Origin of the sequence: Acetobacter oryzifermentans (assembly GCF_001628715.1) — a bacterium.
Lineage (GTDB): Bacteria > Pseudomonadota > Alphaproteobacteria > Acetobacterales > Acetobacteraceae > Acetobacter > Acetobacter oryzifermentans.
Window position 1 is genome coordinate 1,182,692 of sequence record NZ_CP011120.1, and the last position, 15,649, is coordinate 1,198,340.

A 15,649-nucleotide genomic window follows, 5' to 3' on the forward strand; every position below is an offset into this window, starting at 1 on the left:
TATGTCTGATACCGCATCCGCCCCTCTTAGCAGTGACATTACCCGCCGCCGGACCTTTGCTATTATCTCGCATCCGGATGCTGGTAAAACCACGCTGACAGAACGGATATTGCGGGCAGGTGGGGCTATTCAGATGGCGGGCAACGTGCGCGCCAAGGGCGAACGCCGCCGCACACGGTCTGACTGGATGGGCATTGAGCGTGACCGTGGGATTTCCGTTGTCAGCTCGGTCATGACGTTCGATTACGGCGGCTGTGTCTTCAACCTGCTGGATACACCCGGACATGAAGACTTTTCTGAAGATACCTACCGTACCTTAACAGCCGTAGATTCCGCCGTAATGGTGATTGACGCTGCTAAGGGCATTGAAGATCGTACACGCAAGCTGTTCGAGATTTGTCGCCTGCGTGATATTCCGATTGTTACCTTCATCAACAAGATGGACCGTGAGGCGCAGGATCCATTTGCTCTGCTGGATGAAATTGCATCATCCCTTGCGCTAGATACATCTCCTGCCACATGGCCGGTGGGGCGCGCGGCCACGTTTGTTGGCACTTACGATATTCTTACCAAAAAACTGCACACAACGGTTGATCTGCCAGAAGATGATGCCCGCCTTGTGCAGATGCGTGAGGAACTGGAGCTGGTAGAAGCCGCGCTGCCGGAGTTTGATAAAGAATCCTTCGATGCCGGGCACCTTACCCCCGTGTTCTTCGGGAGTGCGATCAAGGAAATTGGGGTGACCGATCTGCTGGATGCACTGGTGGCTTTTGGCCCGCCCCCGCGCGATCAGGCCGCAGAAACCCGTGTGGTAAAGGCCACGGAGCCGAACATGACGGCGCTGGTGTTTAAAATTCAGGCGAATATGGACCCCAACCATCGTGACCGTATTGCCTTTGCCCGTATCTGTTCCGGCAAGCTAAGCCGTGGCATGCGCCTTAAACACACGCGCACAGGCAAAAGCTTTGCAGTGCATACGCCACAGTTCTTTTTTGCGCAGGATAGACATCTGGCAGAAGAAGCCTTTGCTGGGGATGTGGTGGGTATTCCCAACCACGGCACCTTGCGCATTGGCGATACGCTAACAGAGGGTGAAGATATCCAGTTTACCGGTGTGCCGCATTTTGCCCCGGAAATTCTGCGCCGCGTGCGGCTGGATGACGCCATGAAGGCCAAAAAGCTCAAACAGGCGCTGGTGCAGTTGGCGGAAGAAGGTGTGGTGCAGTTGTTCCGCCCGCAAGATGGCGCGCAGCCGATTGTTGGCGTTGTGGGTACTTTGCAGCTTGATGTGCTGCAATCTCGCCTGAAAGCAGAGTACGGTGTAGCCATTGGTTTTGATTCCACGCCGTATTCTTTGGCCCGCTGGATTACCGGCCCGCGTGAAAAAATTGAGGCCTTTGCCGCTGCACATCGCTCCGCCATGGCGGATGATCTGGATGATGATCCGGTGTTTCTGGCCACCTCAGCATTTATGATGCGCCGTACGGAAGAACAGAACCCGGATATCAACTTCCATGATATCAAGCAGATTGGTGTGGAAATTAAATAAGCAATTTAACGCTGGCGCATCATATGGTGCGCAGTGTTTTGCTTTTTTGCTCATGTTGCAGAAGATACTGGCTGGTTGGCAGAATAGCGTTTTGCTCCAGCCATGTTGCTACGTTTTTGGCAGGTACGCAGGCCAGCATGTCGTATTCTTTATTGGCATGTTGCCTCCAAATTTCTTCTACTTTTTTAAAAGTTAGCTGGGTTTTTAACACAAGCCCAATATCCAACACGCGGGTATGAGGGTGCCGCACTGCCATAAGTGGCTGTTCAACCTGTAGGTTTTTGGCATCCAGCCCCAATTCTTCTGTGGCTTCTGCTAAAATCTGTTCGGCCAGATTGATACTTTCGGCATCTGTGCGTTTTTCAATGCTACCAGCAGGCGGGCTTTGCCAAAAATTTCCCTGATAGATAGATGATGGGTTACGGCGGCCTAATACATATCCATCTGGCGTACGCACTAACCCGACCACAGCTAATGGTTGCAGCCGCAAAAATGGAAAAAGCGCAGGGTTCTTCATTTGCGCAAATACGCGACGATACTCTGTCCAGTAACCTTTAATAACGGTACGCGTTACGCAGGAGGCCGAAAAGACGCAGCCATTAAATAAGGCTGGCGTTGTTGCACAGGCTTGCTGCCAGAGATGCGTAATTTCCTGCTCGATATTTGCCGGAACAGCCGGAGGTGATGGTTCTACATCAATGCGGAATGAAGCAGAAAGGGGGAGGGCAGGCCATGGGCCACCAAAAGAACGGGTCATGCCTTACCCTAATGTGAGATGCGGTTAAAAGAAAAGGGAGCCACAAGGGCTCCCTTTCCATCGCAATCGGTTTTTTGAACAGCCGTAATGCTGAGTATCAGGCAACTGCCTGTTTCAGAGCTGCTGTCAGATCCTTTGTGGTGGCATTGCCGCCCAGATCCTTCGTGCGCACTGTACCGTTGGTGATAACCTTTTTGATACCGGCATCAATACGATCAGCCAGATCATCACGGTTCACGTGGCGCAGCATCATAACAGCAGCCAGCAGCAGAGCCAGTGGGTTGGCAATGCCTTTGCCTGCGATATCTGGTGCAGAACCATGCACGGCTTCAAACACAGCGGCTTTTTCACCAATGTTTGCACCCGGTGCCATACCCAGACCACCAACCAGACCGGCCGTAAGGTCAGAAAGGATGTCACCAAACAGGTTGGAGGTTACAATCACATCAAACTGCCACGGGTTGATGACAAGCTGCATGGCGCAGGCATCTACAATCCGTTCATTGAATTCAACGCGGCCTTTGTATTCTTCTGCAACCTTGCGGCCTTCTTCAAGGAACAGGCCTGTCAGCAGTTTGAGGATATTGGCCTTGTGAACAATGGTTACCGTTTTGCGGTTATTCTTGACCGCATATTCAAAGGCAAACTTTACAATCCGGCGGCATTCTGCGCGGGAGTTAAAACCAGAGCTTAGCGCAATGCCCTTGGGGTCATCCCCTACCGGAATGTAATGTTCCATTGCTGCGTAATAACCTTCAAGGTTTTCACGGAACAGAACAAGGTCGATATCATCAAACCGACCACCGGGAATGATGGTTTTGGTTGGGCGCAGGTTGGCAAACAGGCCAAATTCCTGACGCAGGGTTACGTTGATGGATTTAAACCCACCACCAACTGGAGTTGTCAGCGGGCCTTTTAGGGCCAGGCCAGTGCGCCGGATGCTTTCAATTGTCTGCTTGGGCAGCGGGTCATTTACCGCGTCCACACCCGCCATACCGGCCAGTTGGCGATCCCATACAAATGGGGCCCCAACGGTATCCAGAATTTCGGTAACTGATTCAACAATTTCAGGGCCGATGCCATCACCTGCAATAAGAGTGGCTGGAATGGTCTTGCTGTCTGTCGTCATTCTGAGAAGCTCCCTTCAACTTCGTAGCCTGTTTTGCGCCCGTTTTACGGTGCATGCGATTCTCAATTTCGTGACCAGAGAGGAAAGACTCCGTCTCTCACGGCCTCTTGAGAGGTGCGCATGCTGTTTTCAGCCATTTCTGTGCATCAGATGGCAGGTGAGGGCCTACCTGATCCAAGATTTGAGCATGGTACGCGTCCAGCACGGCGGTATCTTCCGGGCCTAACAGGGCGAGGTCAATCAGCCGCCTGTCAAAAGGAGCCAATGTAAGGGTTTCAAATGCCAGAAAAGCTCGATCGGAATGCGGCATGTCATTCCGGCGGATCATTACCAGTGTTTCCAGACGAATGCCGTAGGCATCGGGTTTGTAAAAGCCCGGTTCGTTGGAAATCACCATGCCTTCTTCCAGCGTAATGGGAGAAGGCATTTTAGAAATACGTGCAGGCCCTTCATGCACGGAAAGAAAGCTGCCGACACCGTGGCCGGTGCCGTGGTCATAATCCAACCCAGCCTGCCACAGGTCAAACCGTGCCAGTGCATCTAGCGCGTGGCCTTTGGTGCCAACAGGAAACCGCGCACGGCCCAAACGTAAATTACCTTTGAGCACGCGGGTAAATACGTCTTTCAAGCTGGCCGGTGGCGCATCAGGGCCTGTCCAGACAGTGCGGGTAACATCGGTTGTGCCTTCGGGGTACTGGCCACCGCTATCAATCAGATAAACTTCGTTATTCTGAAGTTTTCGGTCACTTTCCGGCGTAACGCGGTAATGAATAATGGCTCCATTGGGGCCAGAACCGGAAATGGCGGGAAAGGATTCCTCCCGGTAGTCCTTCCCTTCAGCACGAAAGGCATCAAGCCGTGTGGCGGCTTCAAGCTCTGTGCAGTTGCGGCCCTTTGTATCCAGCCAATGCAGGAAACGACAAAGTGCGACACCATCACGCAGATGGGCTGTGCGCATGCCCATCTGTTCCACTTTGTTTTTGCGGGCCTTGGGCAGCAGGCACGGGTCTGGTGTTTCCTGCACTGTTGCGCCGTGGCAGGTGAGCGTTTGGCCAAACCAGACGGCATTGCTGGCAGGATCTACACCAACGGTTTTGCTTTTCAGGGTTGCCAGAATCTGCTCCATCTCCTGCGGTGCATGCACGCGCACGGAAGAGCCAAGCCATTCCTTAATGTTTGTCGGGATTTTTTCTGGCTTTATAAATAGATCGACTGAGTTGTTTGCATGCACCAGCGCAAATGCCAAAGCTACGGGTGTGCAGGGAATATCGGAGCCTCGAATATTCAGTAGCCACGCAATAGAGGCGGAATCGCTCAGAACCGCAGCATCCTGACCATTCTGGGTAAGAATTGCAGCAATTTCCTGCCGTTTTTCGGCAGAGCTGCGGCCAGCAAAGGCCAGCGGGTGCATACAGGCTGGGGCAGAGGGAAAAGCCGGGCGATCTGCCCAGATATCATCCACCAGATTGCGGGATGTTGGCACCAGTATGACGCCGCTTTGGGCTACAAACGGGCGTAGTTCCGCGGCACTCATCACACGCGGATCGTAACCTACGCGGGTTTCTGGTTTGGCTTGCTCCTTCAGCCACATGGCCGGAGGTGTCTGGCTGATATGCAGGCGTTGCCAGCACGTACCGTCCACCTGTTGATCCATCTGGGTAATGTAACGACCATCAGAAAACACAGCGGCTGTATGGGGTAGCACAATGGCTATGCCTGCGCTGCCCGTAAAACCAGTTAACCATGCCAGACGTTCAGCACAGGCTGGTGTGTATTCCCCCAAAAACTCATCGCTATGGGGCACAATCAGGCCATCCAACCCCTCGTTTTGCAAAAGGGTGCGTAGCGCAGCCAACCGGGCGGAAGATGCAGACGTCATGAAAACTGTGTCCTGAAATAACGTAGGAAAAGAAAAGGCTGATCAGGCTGTTTTTCGAACAGGAAGAACCGGACGGCGTAGAATAAGGGTGGCCCATTCTCCTTCTGTCAATTCCTGCTCAAGAACCAGCCCCTGCCGCCGATGCGCGGCTAACACCATACGTACCTGTGTGCGCAACAACCCTGCCAGAATAACTGTGCCGCCGGGGGCCAGATACCGTGCCAGATCTTTGGCCATTAGGCACAAAGGGCGGGCCAGAATGTTGGCAAAAACCAGATCAAACGGTGCGGCCTTCCAGATAGCAGGCGTTTGCCACCCATTGCCCAAGCGGCATGTAAGCACGCGCCCAAGCTGGTTACGCTTGGCATTTTGTGCCGCTACGCGCACAGACCACGGCTCAATATCCACTGCCAGCACCTTTTGGTGCAGCAATGCCGCAGCAGCCATGGCCAGAATACCGGTGCCGCAGCCCAGATCCAAAATCCGGCGAGGGCGACGGTAAGCCACACGCTCCAACGCGCGCAGGCACCCGCGGGTGGAGCCATGCTCGCCTGATCCAAAAGCTACGCCCGCATCCAGCGTGAGCACAATTCGGGTGGCATTTTTAGAATCGGGCAAATGCGTGCCACGCACCACAAAACGGCGTCCCACTTCCTGTTCGGGAAAAGCCTCATACGTACGGGCCAGCCAGCCTTCTGCTTCCGTGCTGGTGCGTTCCAGTGGAGCGGTAACGCCACTTGTCAGTTCGGCCAGCACAAGGCTGGCGGTTAGTTCATCTTCCCGGTGTCCGGTATCTTTCACGCCTTCTACCCGCCACAAGGTGCCTTCCGGGTTGGCCTCAAAAATACCAACCGTGGCACACACGCTGCCAATGGCGTTTTCGTAAGCTTCCACCGCCGCTTCCGGCACAGTGACAGAAATGGTTTCAAGGCTGGTGGCATGACGGCGGGTAGGAGGAGCCATTAGATTTTCTCGATAAAGGATGAAAGAAGACGTTTGGTGCCGACAGATTCAAAAGACACTTCAACATGGTGCCGATCTGCCGAAATAACGATGCCTTCCCCAAAGCGGGGGTGGCGTACATGGTCACCCAGTTGCAGTGCCGGTGCGGCTTCCAGCATGGGGTCTTTTCTGCGGCGGGCAATAATGGGGCCGTTATCAAACACGGATTCGGAAAGGTTAAGGCCTTGCCGTTGGAACGTACCGCCTTCATCATGGCGAACCACGTGTTCATCTGGCAGTTCGTCTAAAAAGCGGCTGGGCATGGAAGGCTGCCAGTTGGCGTAAATACGCCGACGGCCAGCATGAAAGATAATGGCTTCCTGCCGTGCGCGTGTAATGCCCACGTAAGCCAGCCTGCGTTCTTCCTCCAGCCCTTTCAGGCCACCTTCATCCAACGTGCGTTGAGAGGGAAAAACACCTTCCTCCCACCCGGGCAGAAAGACTGTATCGAATTCAAGCCCTTTGGCGCCATGCAGAGTCATGATGGACAGGTAATCATCCTGCCCGTTTTCATCATGATCCATCACAAGGGCAACGTGTTCTAAAAACTCGCCCAGCGTTCCAAAATCAGCCAGCGCACGTGTTAGTTCCTTCAGGTTTTCCAGCCGCCCCGGCGCATCGGGGGAGCGGTCCTGCCGCCACATATCCAGATACCCGCTTTCTTCCAGCAGGTGTTCAACAGCCACCACATGGCCTTCACGTGCTAAAATATCGCGTGTGCTGGCAAAGGCTTCCATCAACTGGCGTAAATGGGCGGCGGATTTTCCTTTTAGCGCGTTATCTTCCAGCAGCTTTTCCGTGCCGCCGGTAAGGGGCATGCTGTTGGCGCGGGCAGCAGCATGCAGCTTTTGCAACCCGGCAGGGCCAACGCCGCGTTTGGGTACATTGATAATACGCTCAAACGCCAGATCATCCGCCGGTTGGCTTAGCACGCGCATATAGGCCAGTGCATCACGTATTTCTGCACGTTCATAAAAACGCAGGCCACCTACAATGCGATAGGGTAGGCCAGTTTGCATAAGCCGTTCTTCAAACGCGCGGGTTTGAAAGCCCGCACGCACCAGAATGGCTATTTCTTTTAAAGCGTGGCCTTGTGCGCGTAGTTTTTCTGCCTGTTCGCATACCATGCGGGCTTCTGTATCCGAATCCCACACACCAAGAACGCTAACTTTTTTACCTTCTGCATCTTCTCTGCCAGGGCGAAGTGTCTTGCCTAACCGTTCGCTATTATGGGCGATAAGCCCTGCGGCAGCCCCCAGAATATGCCGGGTAGAGCGATAATTGCGTTCCAGCCGCACAACCTTGGCGGAGGGAAAATCTTTTTCAAACCGCAGAATGTTTTCAACTTCTGCACCACGCCATGAGTAGATGGATTGGTCATCATCCCCCACGCAGCAGATATTGGCCGGGCCTTCTGCGTGTTTGGCCAGCAGACGCAGCCAGAGGTATTGAATGGTGTTGGTATCCTGATACTCATCCACCAGAATGTAACGGAACAGGCGATGATACTGTGCCAACACATCAGGCCGTGTGCGCAAAATTTCGGTCACATGCAGCATCAGATCACCAAAATCGCAGGCGTTCAGTTGCTTCAGGCGGGCCTGATACGCGGTGTAAATGGCGCGGGCGTGGCCGTTGGCAAAGTCCGAATCCTCGGAGGGGGTAATGCGCTCTGGTGTAAGCCCACGGTCTTTCCAGCGCTGAATAACGCCTAAAAGGCCAGGAGCAGGCCAGCGTTTGATATCAATCTGCCACGGGGCCATAACCTGTTTGAGCAGGCGCAGCTGGTCATCCGTATCCAGAATTGTAAAGCTTTGTGTGAGCCCCACATATTCGGCATGGCGGCGCAGCATACGCGCACACAGGGCATGAAATGTGCCTAACCATAGCCCTTCTGCCGGACTGCCCAAAAGCAGCCCAATACGCTCACGCATTTCTCGCGCAGCTTTATTGGTAAAGGTTACTGTCAGGATCTGCCATGGCTTGGCGCGGCCTGTCAGCAGGATATGCGCAAAGCGGGTGGTTAAAACCCGTGTTTTGCCTGTGCCAGCACCAGCCAGCACCAGCAAAGGGCCATCCGTTGTTTCAATAGCAGCGCGCTGTTCGGGGTTAAGACGAGCCAGATAACTGTCACCCGATGCAGACGGAGATGAAAAAAGCGGGGCGGAGGGGTGTTCGGACGTATTCACCATGCCTTTATATAAGCATGTGCGCTTCAGGCCAAACGGAGCAATGGAATGGGGAGACAGTCGGCTGAGCAGAAAAGGCAAAAAAAGCCCAGCAGCTTTGCAGTAAAGGCTGACACAACCCAAGGTTGTTTAAATGCGCCGCAAGGTGCCATGCCTGTTTTTGAAAGCACCGGCCCTACAGGGCATCGCAAACGTATGCGCCAACGCGTGTTGGCCCAGGGCGCAGCTTCCTTGGCTGATTACGAATTGCTGGAAATGCTGTTATATGTCGGGATTCCACGTAAAGATACAAAGCCCTTGGCAAAAAGCCTTATCAATACGTTTGGTACTTTGCAGGCTGTGCTGGAAGCAGGAGAAGAAAATCTGCGCCAGATCAGTGGTGTTACACGGGCAAGTGTCGCAGTATTGCAAGATGTGGCCTGCGTGGCAGACCGGTTGCCAGAGAGTGGTGAGGAATCACGCCAGTTTTTGGGCAACTGGGACAGTATTTTAGAATATGCAGATGTTTATCTGGCAAATGCCCCCAGAGGGCAGGTGCGTGCCTTGTTTCTGGATAGCCGCAACCAGTTAATTGCCGATGAAACGGTGCCAGCGTTTTTGCATGAAGGCAGCAGCCATGAGGCTATGGCCTGTATTCGGCAGGCTGTGGCGTTGGTTTTGCAACGTGCATTGGCTTTGCATGCCTGTGCGTTGGTAACTGTGGATTTGGTGGCAGAAAATCAAACGCTGGATCAAAGCCTTGCGCAAAATGCGCCTTTTGTAAGGGAATTGCAGCGTAGCGCCCCATTGTTGGCGGTGGAGGTGCATGATCATATTACCATTGGGTGGGGTGAATGGCGTAGCTTTAACCACCACGCAGGGCCGAAATTTTGACGCGCCCACCTACAAAACCCGAAAAAAAAGCGACAAGTCAATTTGCTGATGCCACGCATTTTCGGCTGAATGTTTCAACTGCGGAAGCTATTGCGTTTCCAGCCGAAATTTATGGCGGCACAGTGCCAGAAGCTTCTGGGGCGGAAGAAACGGATTTTTCTCTGCTATGCAGGCTTATAGTACAGGCACAGCCGCGTAATGCTAAAGCACAGGAACAGGCGCAGAACTTATTACATGAATATGGAAACCTATCCGCAGTAATGGCAGCTATAAGCTGGCAGGAGCCAAGTAAAAGCATAAAGGCATTGCCAGAGGCTGCACGCGTTTTGCTGATGTTGGCGCGTGAAACTGGGTTGCGTATCCAACGCGCAAGATTACGCCGTTCTGGCATACTGGCTGATAGCACACAGCTTTATGCGTATTTACGGGCTGTTATGGGGCCTGAAAAGCGCGAACAGGTGCGCGTATTGTTTCTAAATGAAAAGCACCAGCTTCTGGTTGATGATGTTATGGGGCAGGGCACGGTGGATCATACGCCTGTTTACCCGCGGGAAATTGTATCACGCGCCTTGCAGCTCAAAGCTACTATTCTGGTGTTGGTGCATAATCACCCAAGCGGAGACCCAACGCCTTCAGCCGATGATGTGGTGATGACAACGCAAATTTGTGGTGCAGCAAAAATTATGAATATCCACGTATGGGATCATATTATTGTTGCCGGAGAAAAGCTGTTGAGCATGCGTGAAGCAGGGCTTCTGTAAATATCCTGCTTCACGCAGTGTCTTAACTGGCGGCTGTGTCTTCTTTTGGTTCCGGGGCAGCGGTTTTGGTGGCCAGTGGCCCCAAAGCATCCTGAATACCCAAATTGCCGGGAAGTGCGCCGTAGGGGAACAGAATATTCACATGCCCCATTTTACGGCCAACGCGGGCTTCTTTCTTGCCGTATAAGTGCGGAATAAAGCCTTGAGTAGCCATAATTTGTGGCAACAGAGCCATATCTTCCGGCCCAACCAGATTTTTCATGATGGCATCAGAATGGCGCACAGCATGGGGTAAAGGCAGCCCCGCAACTGCACGGATGTGCATGTCAAACTGATCCTGTGGGCAGGCGTTCATGGTCCAGTGGCCCGAATTATGGGGGCGGGGGGCCATTTCGTTCACCAACAGGTTGCCGGTGCGATCAACAAACATCTCAACGCCCAGAATGCCAACCAATTCCAGTTTTTCTGCAATAGTGGTGGCCAGTTTTACGGCCTCCGCGGCAATGTTTGGATCAATAGGGGCCGGAGCTAGTGTAAGGTCTAGAATACCATTCCAGTGCCGGTTGAGCGCTGGATCAAAACACCGCACCGTACCATCGGCACTGCGCACCACCATAACGCTAATTTCGCAGGCAAAATCTACCATACCTTCTGCAACCAGAGGATGTGGTGCCAAGGCGTTAAAAGCATCTTCCAGATCATGGATATGGTGCACGCGGCGCTGGCCTTTGCCATCATATCCATTGCGGGTAGTTTTGAGAATCAGCGGTAAGCAAACTTTTTCTGCGGCTTCATGTAGGGTTTTTAGGTCTGTGACCGCGTGCCACGGTGCTAATGGGATGCCAGCAGAAGCAAAAAAAGTTTTTTCAGCCAGTCTATCTTGGCTGATGCGCAAAATATGGCCCGAAGGATGCACAGGACAGTGTGTGGCCAAAAGGTCCAACGCATCTGCACTGATGTTTTCAAACTCAAAAGTTACAACATCAACCGCGCTGGCAAATGCATCCAGTGCTACCGGATCATCATACTTGCCGCATGTTACAGCGTGAGAAACCTGAGCCGCCGGGCCATTGGCCTCGGTTGTCAGAATATGTGTGCGAAACCCAAGGCGTGCAGCTGCAATGGCAGACATACGGCCAAGCTGGCCACCGCCCACAATGCCGATAACGGCATTGGGCTTAAGCGGAGAATGTGAGAAGGTCATTTATCTTCGGTAATGGGGGAGTTGGGGACAGAGGCTGTTTGCAATGCACGCCATGTTTCAAGCCGCGCAGCAAGGGCCGGATTGTGCAGCGCCAGAATGGAGGCTGCCAGCAAGGCTGCATTTTTTGCCCCGGATGCACCAATAGCCAAAGTGCCCACGGGCACGCCACCGGGCATCTGCACAATAGAAAGCAGGCTGTCCATGCCTTTAAGTGCGCGGGATTCTACCGGAACACCTAAAACGGGCAGGCGTGTCCATGCCGCGCACATACCCGGCAGATGCGCAGCCCCGCCAGCACCAGCAATAATGACGTTTAGCCCGCGTTCGGCTGCTGTGCGTGCGTAATCAGCCAGCCGATCTGGTGTGCGATGTGCTGAAACAATTAGGGTTTCATGCGGGATTTCCAGCTCGGTCAGCAATCCATCCGCATGGCGCATGGTTTCCCAATCTGACTGGCTGCCCATGATAATCCCCACAACTGGGGCAGAGGCTGCTTTGTCATCTAAAGCATCGGAAGCGGAGGGCAGGGGGGCGGTTTCGCTCACGGTAGGTATCTATCCGGGTTTTCTAAAGTCTGTAACGGGGTGGTTTAGGCGATATCATCAGGGATCAGAAGGCTTTCAACCTTGGTGATCTGATCTTTTAACAGGAGTTTACGCTTTTTAAGCCGCTGGAGATATAGTTGATCAATAAAGGTGGTTTCATGCCCCATCCGGCTGATAACTGTATCCAGATCTCTGTGTTCACTACGCAGTTCATGCAGTTGGGCAAGCAGTAAATCGCGATCTCGCAGCATGATGTCCTGTCTCCTTCACCACTGATGCGGAATCGTGCGCCGGGTCTGGCGGCCCGCAGAGTGAATAGCATGCCCGAAGCAGTGTTTACCATGTAAGAGCCGGACGCCAGCCAGGATTACAAAAAAACTTCTATGCTCAGCCCGCATGCCAGCAGGGCGTGATATATGAAATTAACATGAACTTTCTTATCCTCGGTACGTTAGCGTTTGTGGGTCATCAATCGAGTGGAGGCACCCAAATGACACGCCTTTCAAGGATCGAGAGTCTTAAATCGCGCCATTTCCGTATTGATCAGAAAATTATGAGCGAAGGTGGACGCCCCAGACCAGACGAGCGCGTGCTGATGTGCTTAAAATTACAAAAGCTACGAATAAAGGAAGAAATAGAGCGCCTTTCGGTTTAACGCCGTATTTGGCAGCTTAAATGCTTCTGAGGCAGAAAGAACGATCTTCTGCCTCAAGGCATCATTCCATTAGTTTTCGGAAGAGCTAAAGCTTTCCATATCTGTTACGGGTGCAGGAATTTCCTGCCCATCACGTTCCAGACGCATATTGGCTTCGTGCACGGCAGCGTTCAGATCTGTTTGGCTGCACAGCCCCACGGTTACCGGATCACGCGGTTTGATGTTGGGGGTGTTCCAATGCTGCTTGTTGCGCACTTTGGCAATGGTATCTTTGGTAGTGCCAAGCAGCTTAACAACCTGCTGATCGCTCAGTTGCGGATAGTTGCGCAGCAGGAATGCAATGCCATCCGGACGATCATGACGTTTAGCAACAGGCGTATAACGCGCCCCCTTGGAGCGACGGCGCACAGGGTTGTTAGAAGGTAGAATTTTCAGCCGTGCGTTGGGGTCTTTTTCACAACGCTGGATTTCTTCCTGCTTGAGCTGGTGATTCGCAACCGGATCATACCCGACAATACCATGTGCCACTTCGCCATCAGCAATGGCCTGCACTTCCAGCGGGTGCATACCGCAAAAAGCGGCAATCTGTTCAAAACTGAGAGCAGTTTTTTCAATCAGCCACACAGCAGTTGCTTTGGGCATTAACGGTAGGGTCGTCATGTTTTTGTATTCCTGTCGTCGGGCGGCGCTTGCGCAGGCACCGGGAACTTGACGGCCCGGAACGTGTTCCGCAGGCCTGCGTGCCTGCCGGCGCGCATCTGTGCCACGATATGGGGGGAGTGGCAGCTTCAGGTCAAGCCGCAATACACATAACGGCCCAATATTCTACACATTAAATAAGGGGGAAACCGCAGTTTCCCCCTTGCTGGGCCTATATGGAATGTATTGGTAAAACTTCAGCAATCAGGCGGCTGTGGCAATAGATTGCTGAGGTTGCTGCGATACCTGATTTTTCTGCTCGGTTGTAACGGCACGTTCTTCTGGCGTGGTGCTGACAGTTTTAACAGGAATACGGCGCGGCTTAAGCGCTTCAGGAATAATCTGCTGCACCGTAATGCGCAAAAGCCCGTTATTCATTTCTGCGCCTGTTACTTCAACATGGTCCGCCAGTGCAAAGCGGCGTTCAAACGCACGGCGGGCAATGCCTCGGTGCAGGATTTCTCCTTCATCCTGCGGAGCATTAACGCGGCCAGATACAACAAGCGTGTTATCCTGCACCACCAGTTCTATATCTTCCGGCCCAAAGCCAGCTATGGCCATGGTAAGTGTGTAGCTATCACTTCCCGTTTTGGCGATATCGTAGGGCGGAAAGCTGGAGTTGCCCGGTGAGCGGGCCGCAGAATCCATAACCTGTGCAAGGCGGTCAAAGCCAATTGCCGTGCGAAATAGCGGTGTAAAATCGTAACTCATGTAAGAACCTCCTCGTTCAGCAAGGTTCTGCCGGTTTTGCCAAGACCCCCGAAGGCAATCGTGCCCGGCAGCGTTTTTTGGCGGAAACCCCATATGCGGGCATTTCCTTACCCCTGAACGTGGAAAGCCCCGCGCTCTTTTTCAAGAGGCGGGGCTTTTCTGCATACGCAAAGAACTGAAAAATCAGCCTTTTTTGCGGGTGCCAATACCAGCAAAACGCTTGTTGAACTTGGCAACCTGGCCCCCGGTATCCAGCATACGCTGCACGCCTGTCCAAGCTGGGTGAGACTTGGGGTCAACGTCCAGACGGAGCGTGTCGCCAGCCTTACCATAGCAGGAGTTCGTCTTGAATTCCGTGCCGTCAGTCATGACAACATTGATTTCGTGATAATCGGGGTGAATGCCGGGTTTCATGAAACTGGTTCTTTCGTTACAGCAGAAAGGGCCCGATACCGACCGGGCCAAGATTGCCGTGCATATAAACGAAATGCGTATGCTGGATCAACCGTTCATTTGCCTTGTTGGGCATGATAATGAAGTGAAGCATATAAAGGGCAAATAACAGCGTTTGTGCAGCATTTGTGTTACAGAATACCTTAAATATTAAGAAAAATGTGTCAATCTTGATACAGGGGCTTGAGGAAAAAGCAGTAAAACGGCTACCTCTGGGCGGATTTTTCAGTATTAAACAGGAATTTTTGTATGGCTGACCTTAAATCTCACGTCCATGCCCCAGGTTGGGTGGGCGAGTTCCGGGCGTTCATCATGCGCGGCAACGTTGTTGATCTGGCTGTTGGTGTTATTATTGGTGCTGCGTTTACATCCATTGTGAACAGCCTGGTAAAAGACATCTTCAACCCATTGATTGGTCTGCTTATCGGCGGGATTGATTTTTCCAACCTGTTCATCACGCTTAAGGGCCCGCATCTGGCAACTCTGGCAGAAGCCCAGAAAGCAGGTGCTGTTACACTGAACCTTGGCTTGTTCCTGAACGCCGTTATCCAGTTCCTGATTGTAGCCATGGCTATTTTCTGGATGGTTAAAGCCCTGACACGCTTGCATGTGCGTGAAGATGAAGAACCCAAGGCACCGCCGCCGCCATCCAAAACCGAAGTTCTACTTGAGCAGATTCGTGATGAACTGGCAGCCAACAATAAAGATCAGGCACCGCATCAGGGCTAATACGCCTTATGCCCGCCACCATTGGCTTAAAATGGTAGCTGTGTGATCTGTTCCCGGAAAGTGGGATATGGGATATGCTTCTTATATGAAGCGCTCCCGATCCGGCTTTCCGGTTTTTTTTCGTTCAGCAATAGGTGTTCTGGCCATTTTAGGGCTGGCAGGGTGCCAAAGCTCACGCGGGCTGAAGGTGCAGGAAACACCGCGCACATTGCTGTACAGTTACGTCATAGCCAATGGTATGGCGCGCGGGCGGATAATGACAGAAGATCTGCCACCTGCCCAAGTCTTCAATATTATTACAACAGACAGAAACGCGCTTTTGGCTATTCTGGCGTTTCGGGATAAACCAACCCGGCGCAGGCTGCGGAAGGCAGGCCAGAAGGTGGAAGATTTTATTGGCGCGGTGGAACAACCCACGCAGCCTCTTTCTCCTGCATTGTCTGGCGCCATTCTTTTACCACCACCACCAACATCCGGTTTCATGCGCTAGACATAAAAAAACGGAGCAGGGTGC

At 52.9% G+C, this 15,649-nt stretch carries 18 protein-coding genes; 7 read left to right on the plus strand and 11 right to left on the minus strand.

Features of this window, described 5'->3' with window-relative positions; translation table 11 throughout:
* Position 1 precedes the first annotated feature (1 nt).
* Positions 2 to 1,549, plus strand: coding sequence for a peptide chain release factor 3 (locus WG31_RS05720; protein ID WP_035351513.1), 1,548 nt, complete (start codon positions 2 to 4; stop codon positions 1,547 to 1,549).
* A gap of 19 nt (positions 1,550 to 1,568) precedes the next feature.
* Here WG31_RS05720 and WG31_RS05725 read toward each other — a convergent pair whose 3' ends face one another.
* The 5 genes from WG31_RS05725 to WG31_RS05745 all read right to left on the minus strand — a co-directional run bounded on the left by WG31_RS05725 (position 1,569) and on the right by WG31_RS05745 (position 8,508).
* Positions 1,569 to 2,306 carry a hypothetical protein gene (locus tag WG31_RS05725; RefSeq protein ID WP_063353910.1) on the minus strand — a complete coding sequence of 246 codons (738 nt, stop codon included), beginning with the start codon at positions 2,304 to 2,306 and terminating at the stop codon, positions 1,569 to 1,571.
* A 97-nt stretch (positions 2,307 to 2,403) separates the two neighbouring features.
* Positions 2,404 to 3,435, minus strand: coding sequence for an isocitrate/isopropylmalate dehydrogenase family protein (locus WG31_RS05730; protein WP_006115123.1), 1,032 nt, complete (start codon positions 3,433 to 3,435; stop codon positions 2,404 to 2,406).
* A gap of 97 nt (positions 3,436 to 3,532) precedes the next feature.
* Positions 3,533 to 5,314: an aminopeptidase P family protein gene (locus tag WG31_RS05735; RefSeq protein WP_063353911.1), complete on the minus strand. Its 1,782-nt coding sequence runs from the start codon at positions 5,312 to 5,314 to the stop codon at positions 3,533 to 3,535.
* 42 nt (positions 5,315 to 5,356) lie between these two features.
* Positions 5,357 to 6,277: a 50S ribosomal protein L11 methyltransferase gene (locus tag WG31_RS05740; RefSeq protein ID WP_006115125.1), complete on the minus strand. Its 921-nt coding sequence runs from the start codon at positions 6,275 to 6,277 to the stop codon at positions 5,357 to 5,359.
* Positions 6,277 to 8,508 (minus strand): ATP-dependent helicase, encoded by a 2,232-nt coding sequence (locus WG31_RS05745; protein ID WP_209439371.1) that lies wholly within the window; start codon positions 8,506 to 8,508, stop codon positions 6,277 to 6,279. Before WG31_RS05745 ends, WG31_RS05740 begins: the two co-directional genes overlap by 1 nt.
* Positions 8,509 to 8,553: 45 nt before the next feature.
* Between WG31_RS05745 and WG31_RS05750 the strand changes: the two genes are divergently transcribed.
* Both WG31_RS05750 and WG31_RS05755 read left to right on the plus strand, forming a co-directional pair.
* On the plus strand, positions 8,554 to 9,378 hold the full coding sequence (locus WG31_RS05750; RefSeq protein ID WP_063353912.1) for a JAB domain-containing protein: 825 nt from the start codon (positions 8,554 to 8,556) through the stop codon (positions 9,376 to 9,378).
* Positions 9,375 to 10,139 carry a JAB domain-containing protein gene (locus WG31_RS05755; RefSeq protein ID WP_082823142.1) on the plus strand — a complete coding sequence of 255 codons (765 nt, stop codon included), beginning with the start codon at positions 9,375 to 9,377 and terminating at the stop codon, positions 10,137 to 10,139. The genes WG31_RS05750 and WG31_RS05755 overlap by 4 nt, the downstream gene beginning before the upstream one ends.
* A 22-nt stretch (positions 10,140 to 10,161) precedes the next feature.
* On the opposite strand, the gene WG31_RS05760 is transcribed toward WG31_RS05755, so the two are convergent.
* From WG31_RS05760 to WG31_RS05770, 3 genes are read right to left on the minus strand one after another with little or no spacing between them, the layout of a single operon-like run.
* Positions 10,162 to 11,343 (minus strand): 5-(carboxyamino)imidazole ribonucleotide synthase, encoded by a 1,182-nt coding sequence (locus WG31_RS05760; protein ID WP_063353913.1) that lies wholly within the window; start codon positions 11,341 to 11,343, stop codon positions 10,162 to 10,164.
* Complete coding sequence (gene purE, locus WG31_RS05765) at positions 11,340 to 11,888, minus strand: 5-(carboxyamino)imidazole ribonucleotide mutase (protein WP_006115130.1); 549 nt, start codon at positions 11,886 to 11,888, stop codon at positions 11,340 to 11,342. Before purE ends, WG31_RS05760 begins: the two co-directional genes overlap by 4 nt.
* A gap of 44 nt (positions 11,889 to 11,932) precedes the next feature.
* Entirely contained in the window at positions 11,933 to 12,139 is a 207-nt protein-coding gene (locus tag WG31_RS05770) for a YdcH family protein (RefSeq protein WP_006115131.1), read from the minus strand.
* 239 nt (positions 12,140 to 12,378) lie between these two features.
* Between WG31_RS05770 and WG31_RS05775 the strand changes: the two genes are divergently transcribed.
* A complete protein-coding gene (locus tag WG31_RS05775) occupies positions 12,379 to 12,543 on the plus strand; it encodes a YdcH family protein (RefSeq protein ID WP_080585990.1) in 165 nt (54 codons plus the stop codon).
* A 69-nt stretch (positions 12,544 to 12,612) separates the two neighbouring features.
* On the opposite strand, the gene WG31_RS05780 is transcribed toward WG31_RS05775, so the two are convergent.
* The 3 genes from WG31_RS05780 to rpmE form a co-directional block, all read right to left on the minus strand.
* On the minus strand, positions 12,613 to 13,203 hold the full coding sequence (locus WG31_RS05780) for a DUF1013 domain-containing protein (RefSeq protein WP_035351508.1): 591 nt from the start codon (positions 13,201 to 13,203) through the stop codon (positions 12,613 to 12,615).
* 243 nt (positions 13,204 to 13,446) lie between these two features.
* Positions 13,447 to 13,953, minus strand: coding sequence for an Hsp20 family protein (locus WG31_RS05785; protein WP_035351759.1), 507 nt, complete (start codon positions 13,951 to 13,953; stop codon positions 13,447 to 13,449).
* 183 nt (positions 13,954 to 14,136) lie between these two features.
* Entirely contained in the window at positions 14,137 to 14,367 is a 231-nt protein-coding gene (gene rpmE / locus WG31_RS05790) for a 50S ribosomal protein L31 (protein ID WP_006115134.1), read from the minus strand.
* Here rpmE and WG31_RS15705 point away from each other — a divergent pair.
* The 3 genes from WG31_RS15705 (at position 14,366) to WG31_RS05800 (ending at position 15,625) form a co-directional block, all read left to right on the plus strand.
* Entirely contained in the window at positions 14,366 to 14,515 is a 150-nt protein-coding gene (locus WG31_RS15705) for a hypothetical protein (RefSeq protein ID WP_162269445.1), read from the plus strand. The genes rpmE and WG31_RS15705 overlap by 2 nt on opposite strands.
* Positions 14,516 to 14,655: 140 nt before the next feature.
* A complete protein-coding gene (mscL, locus tag WG31_RS05795; protein WP_006115135.1) occupies positions 14,656 to 15,135 on the plus strand; it encodes a large conductance mechanosensitive channel protein MscL in 480 nt (159 codons plus the stop codon).
* Between the two features lie 85 nt (positions 15,136 to 15,220).
* Complete coding sequence (locus WG31_RS05800; protein ID WP_231621179.1) at positions 15,221 to 15,625, plus strand: hypothetical protein; 405 nt, start codon at positions 15,221 to 15,223, stop codon at positions 15,623 to 15,625.
* Positions 15,626 to 15,649 lie beyond the last annotated feature (24 nt).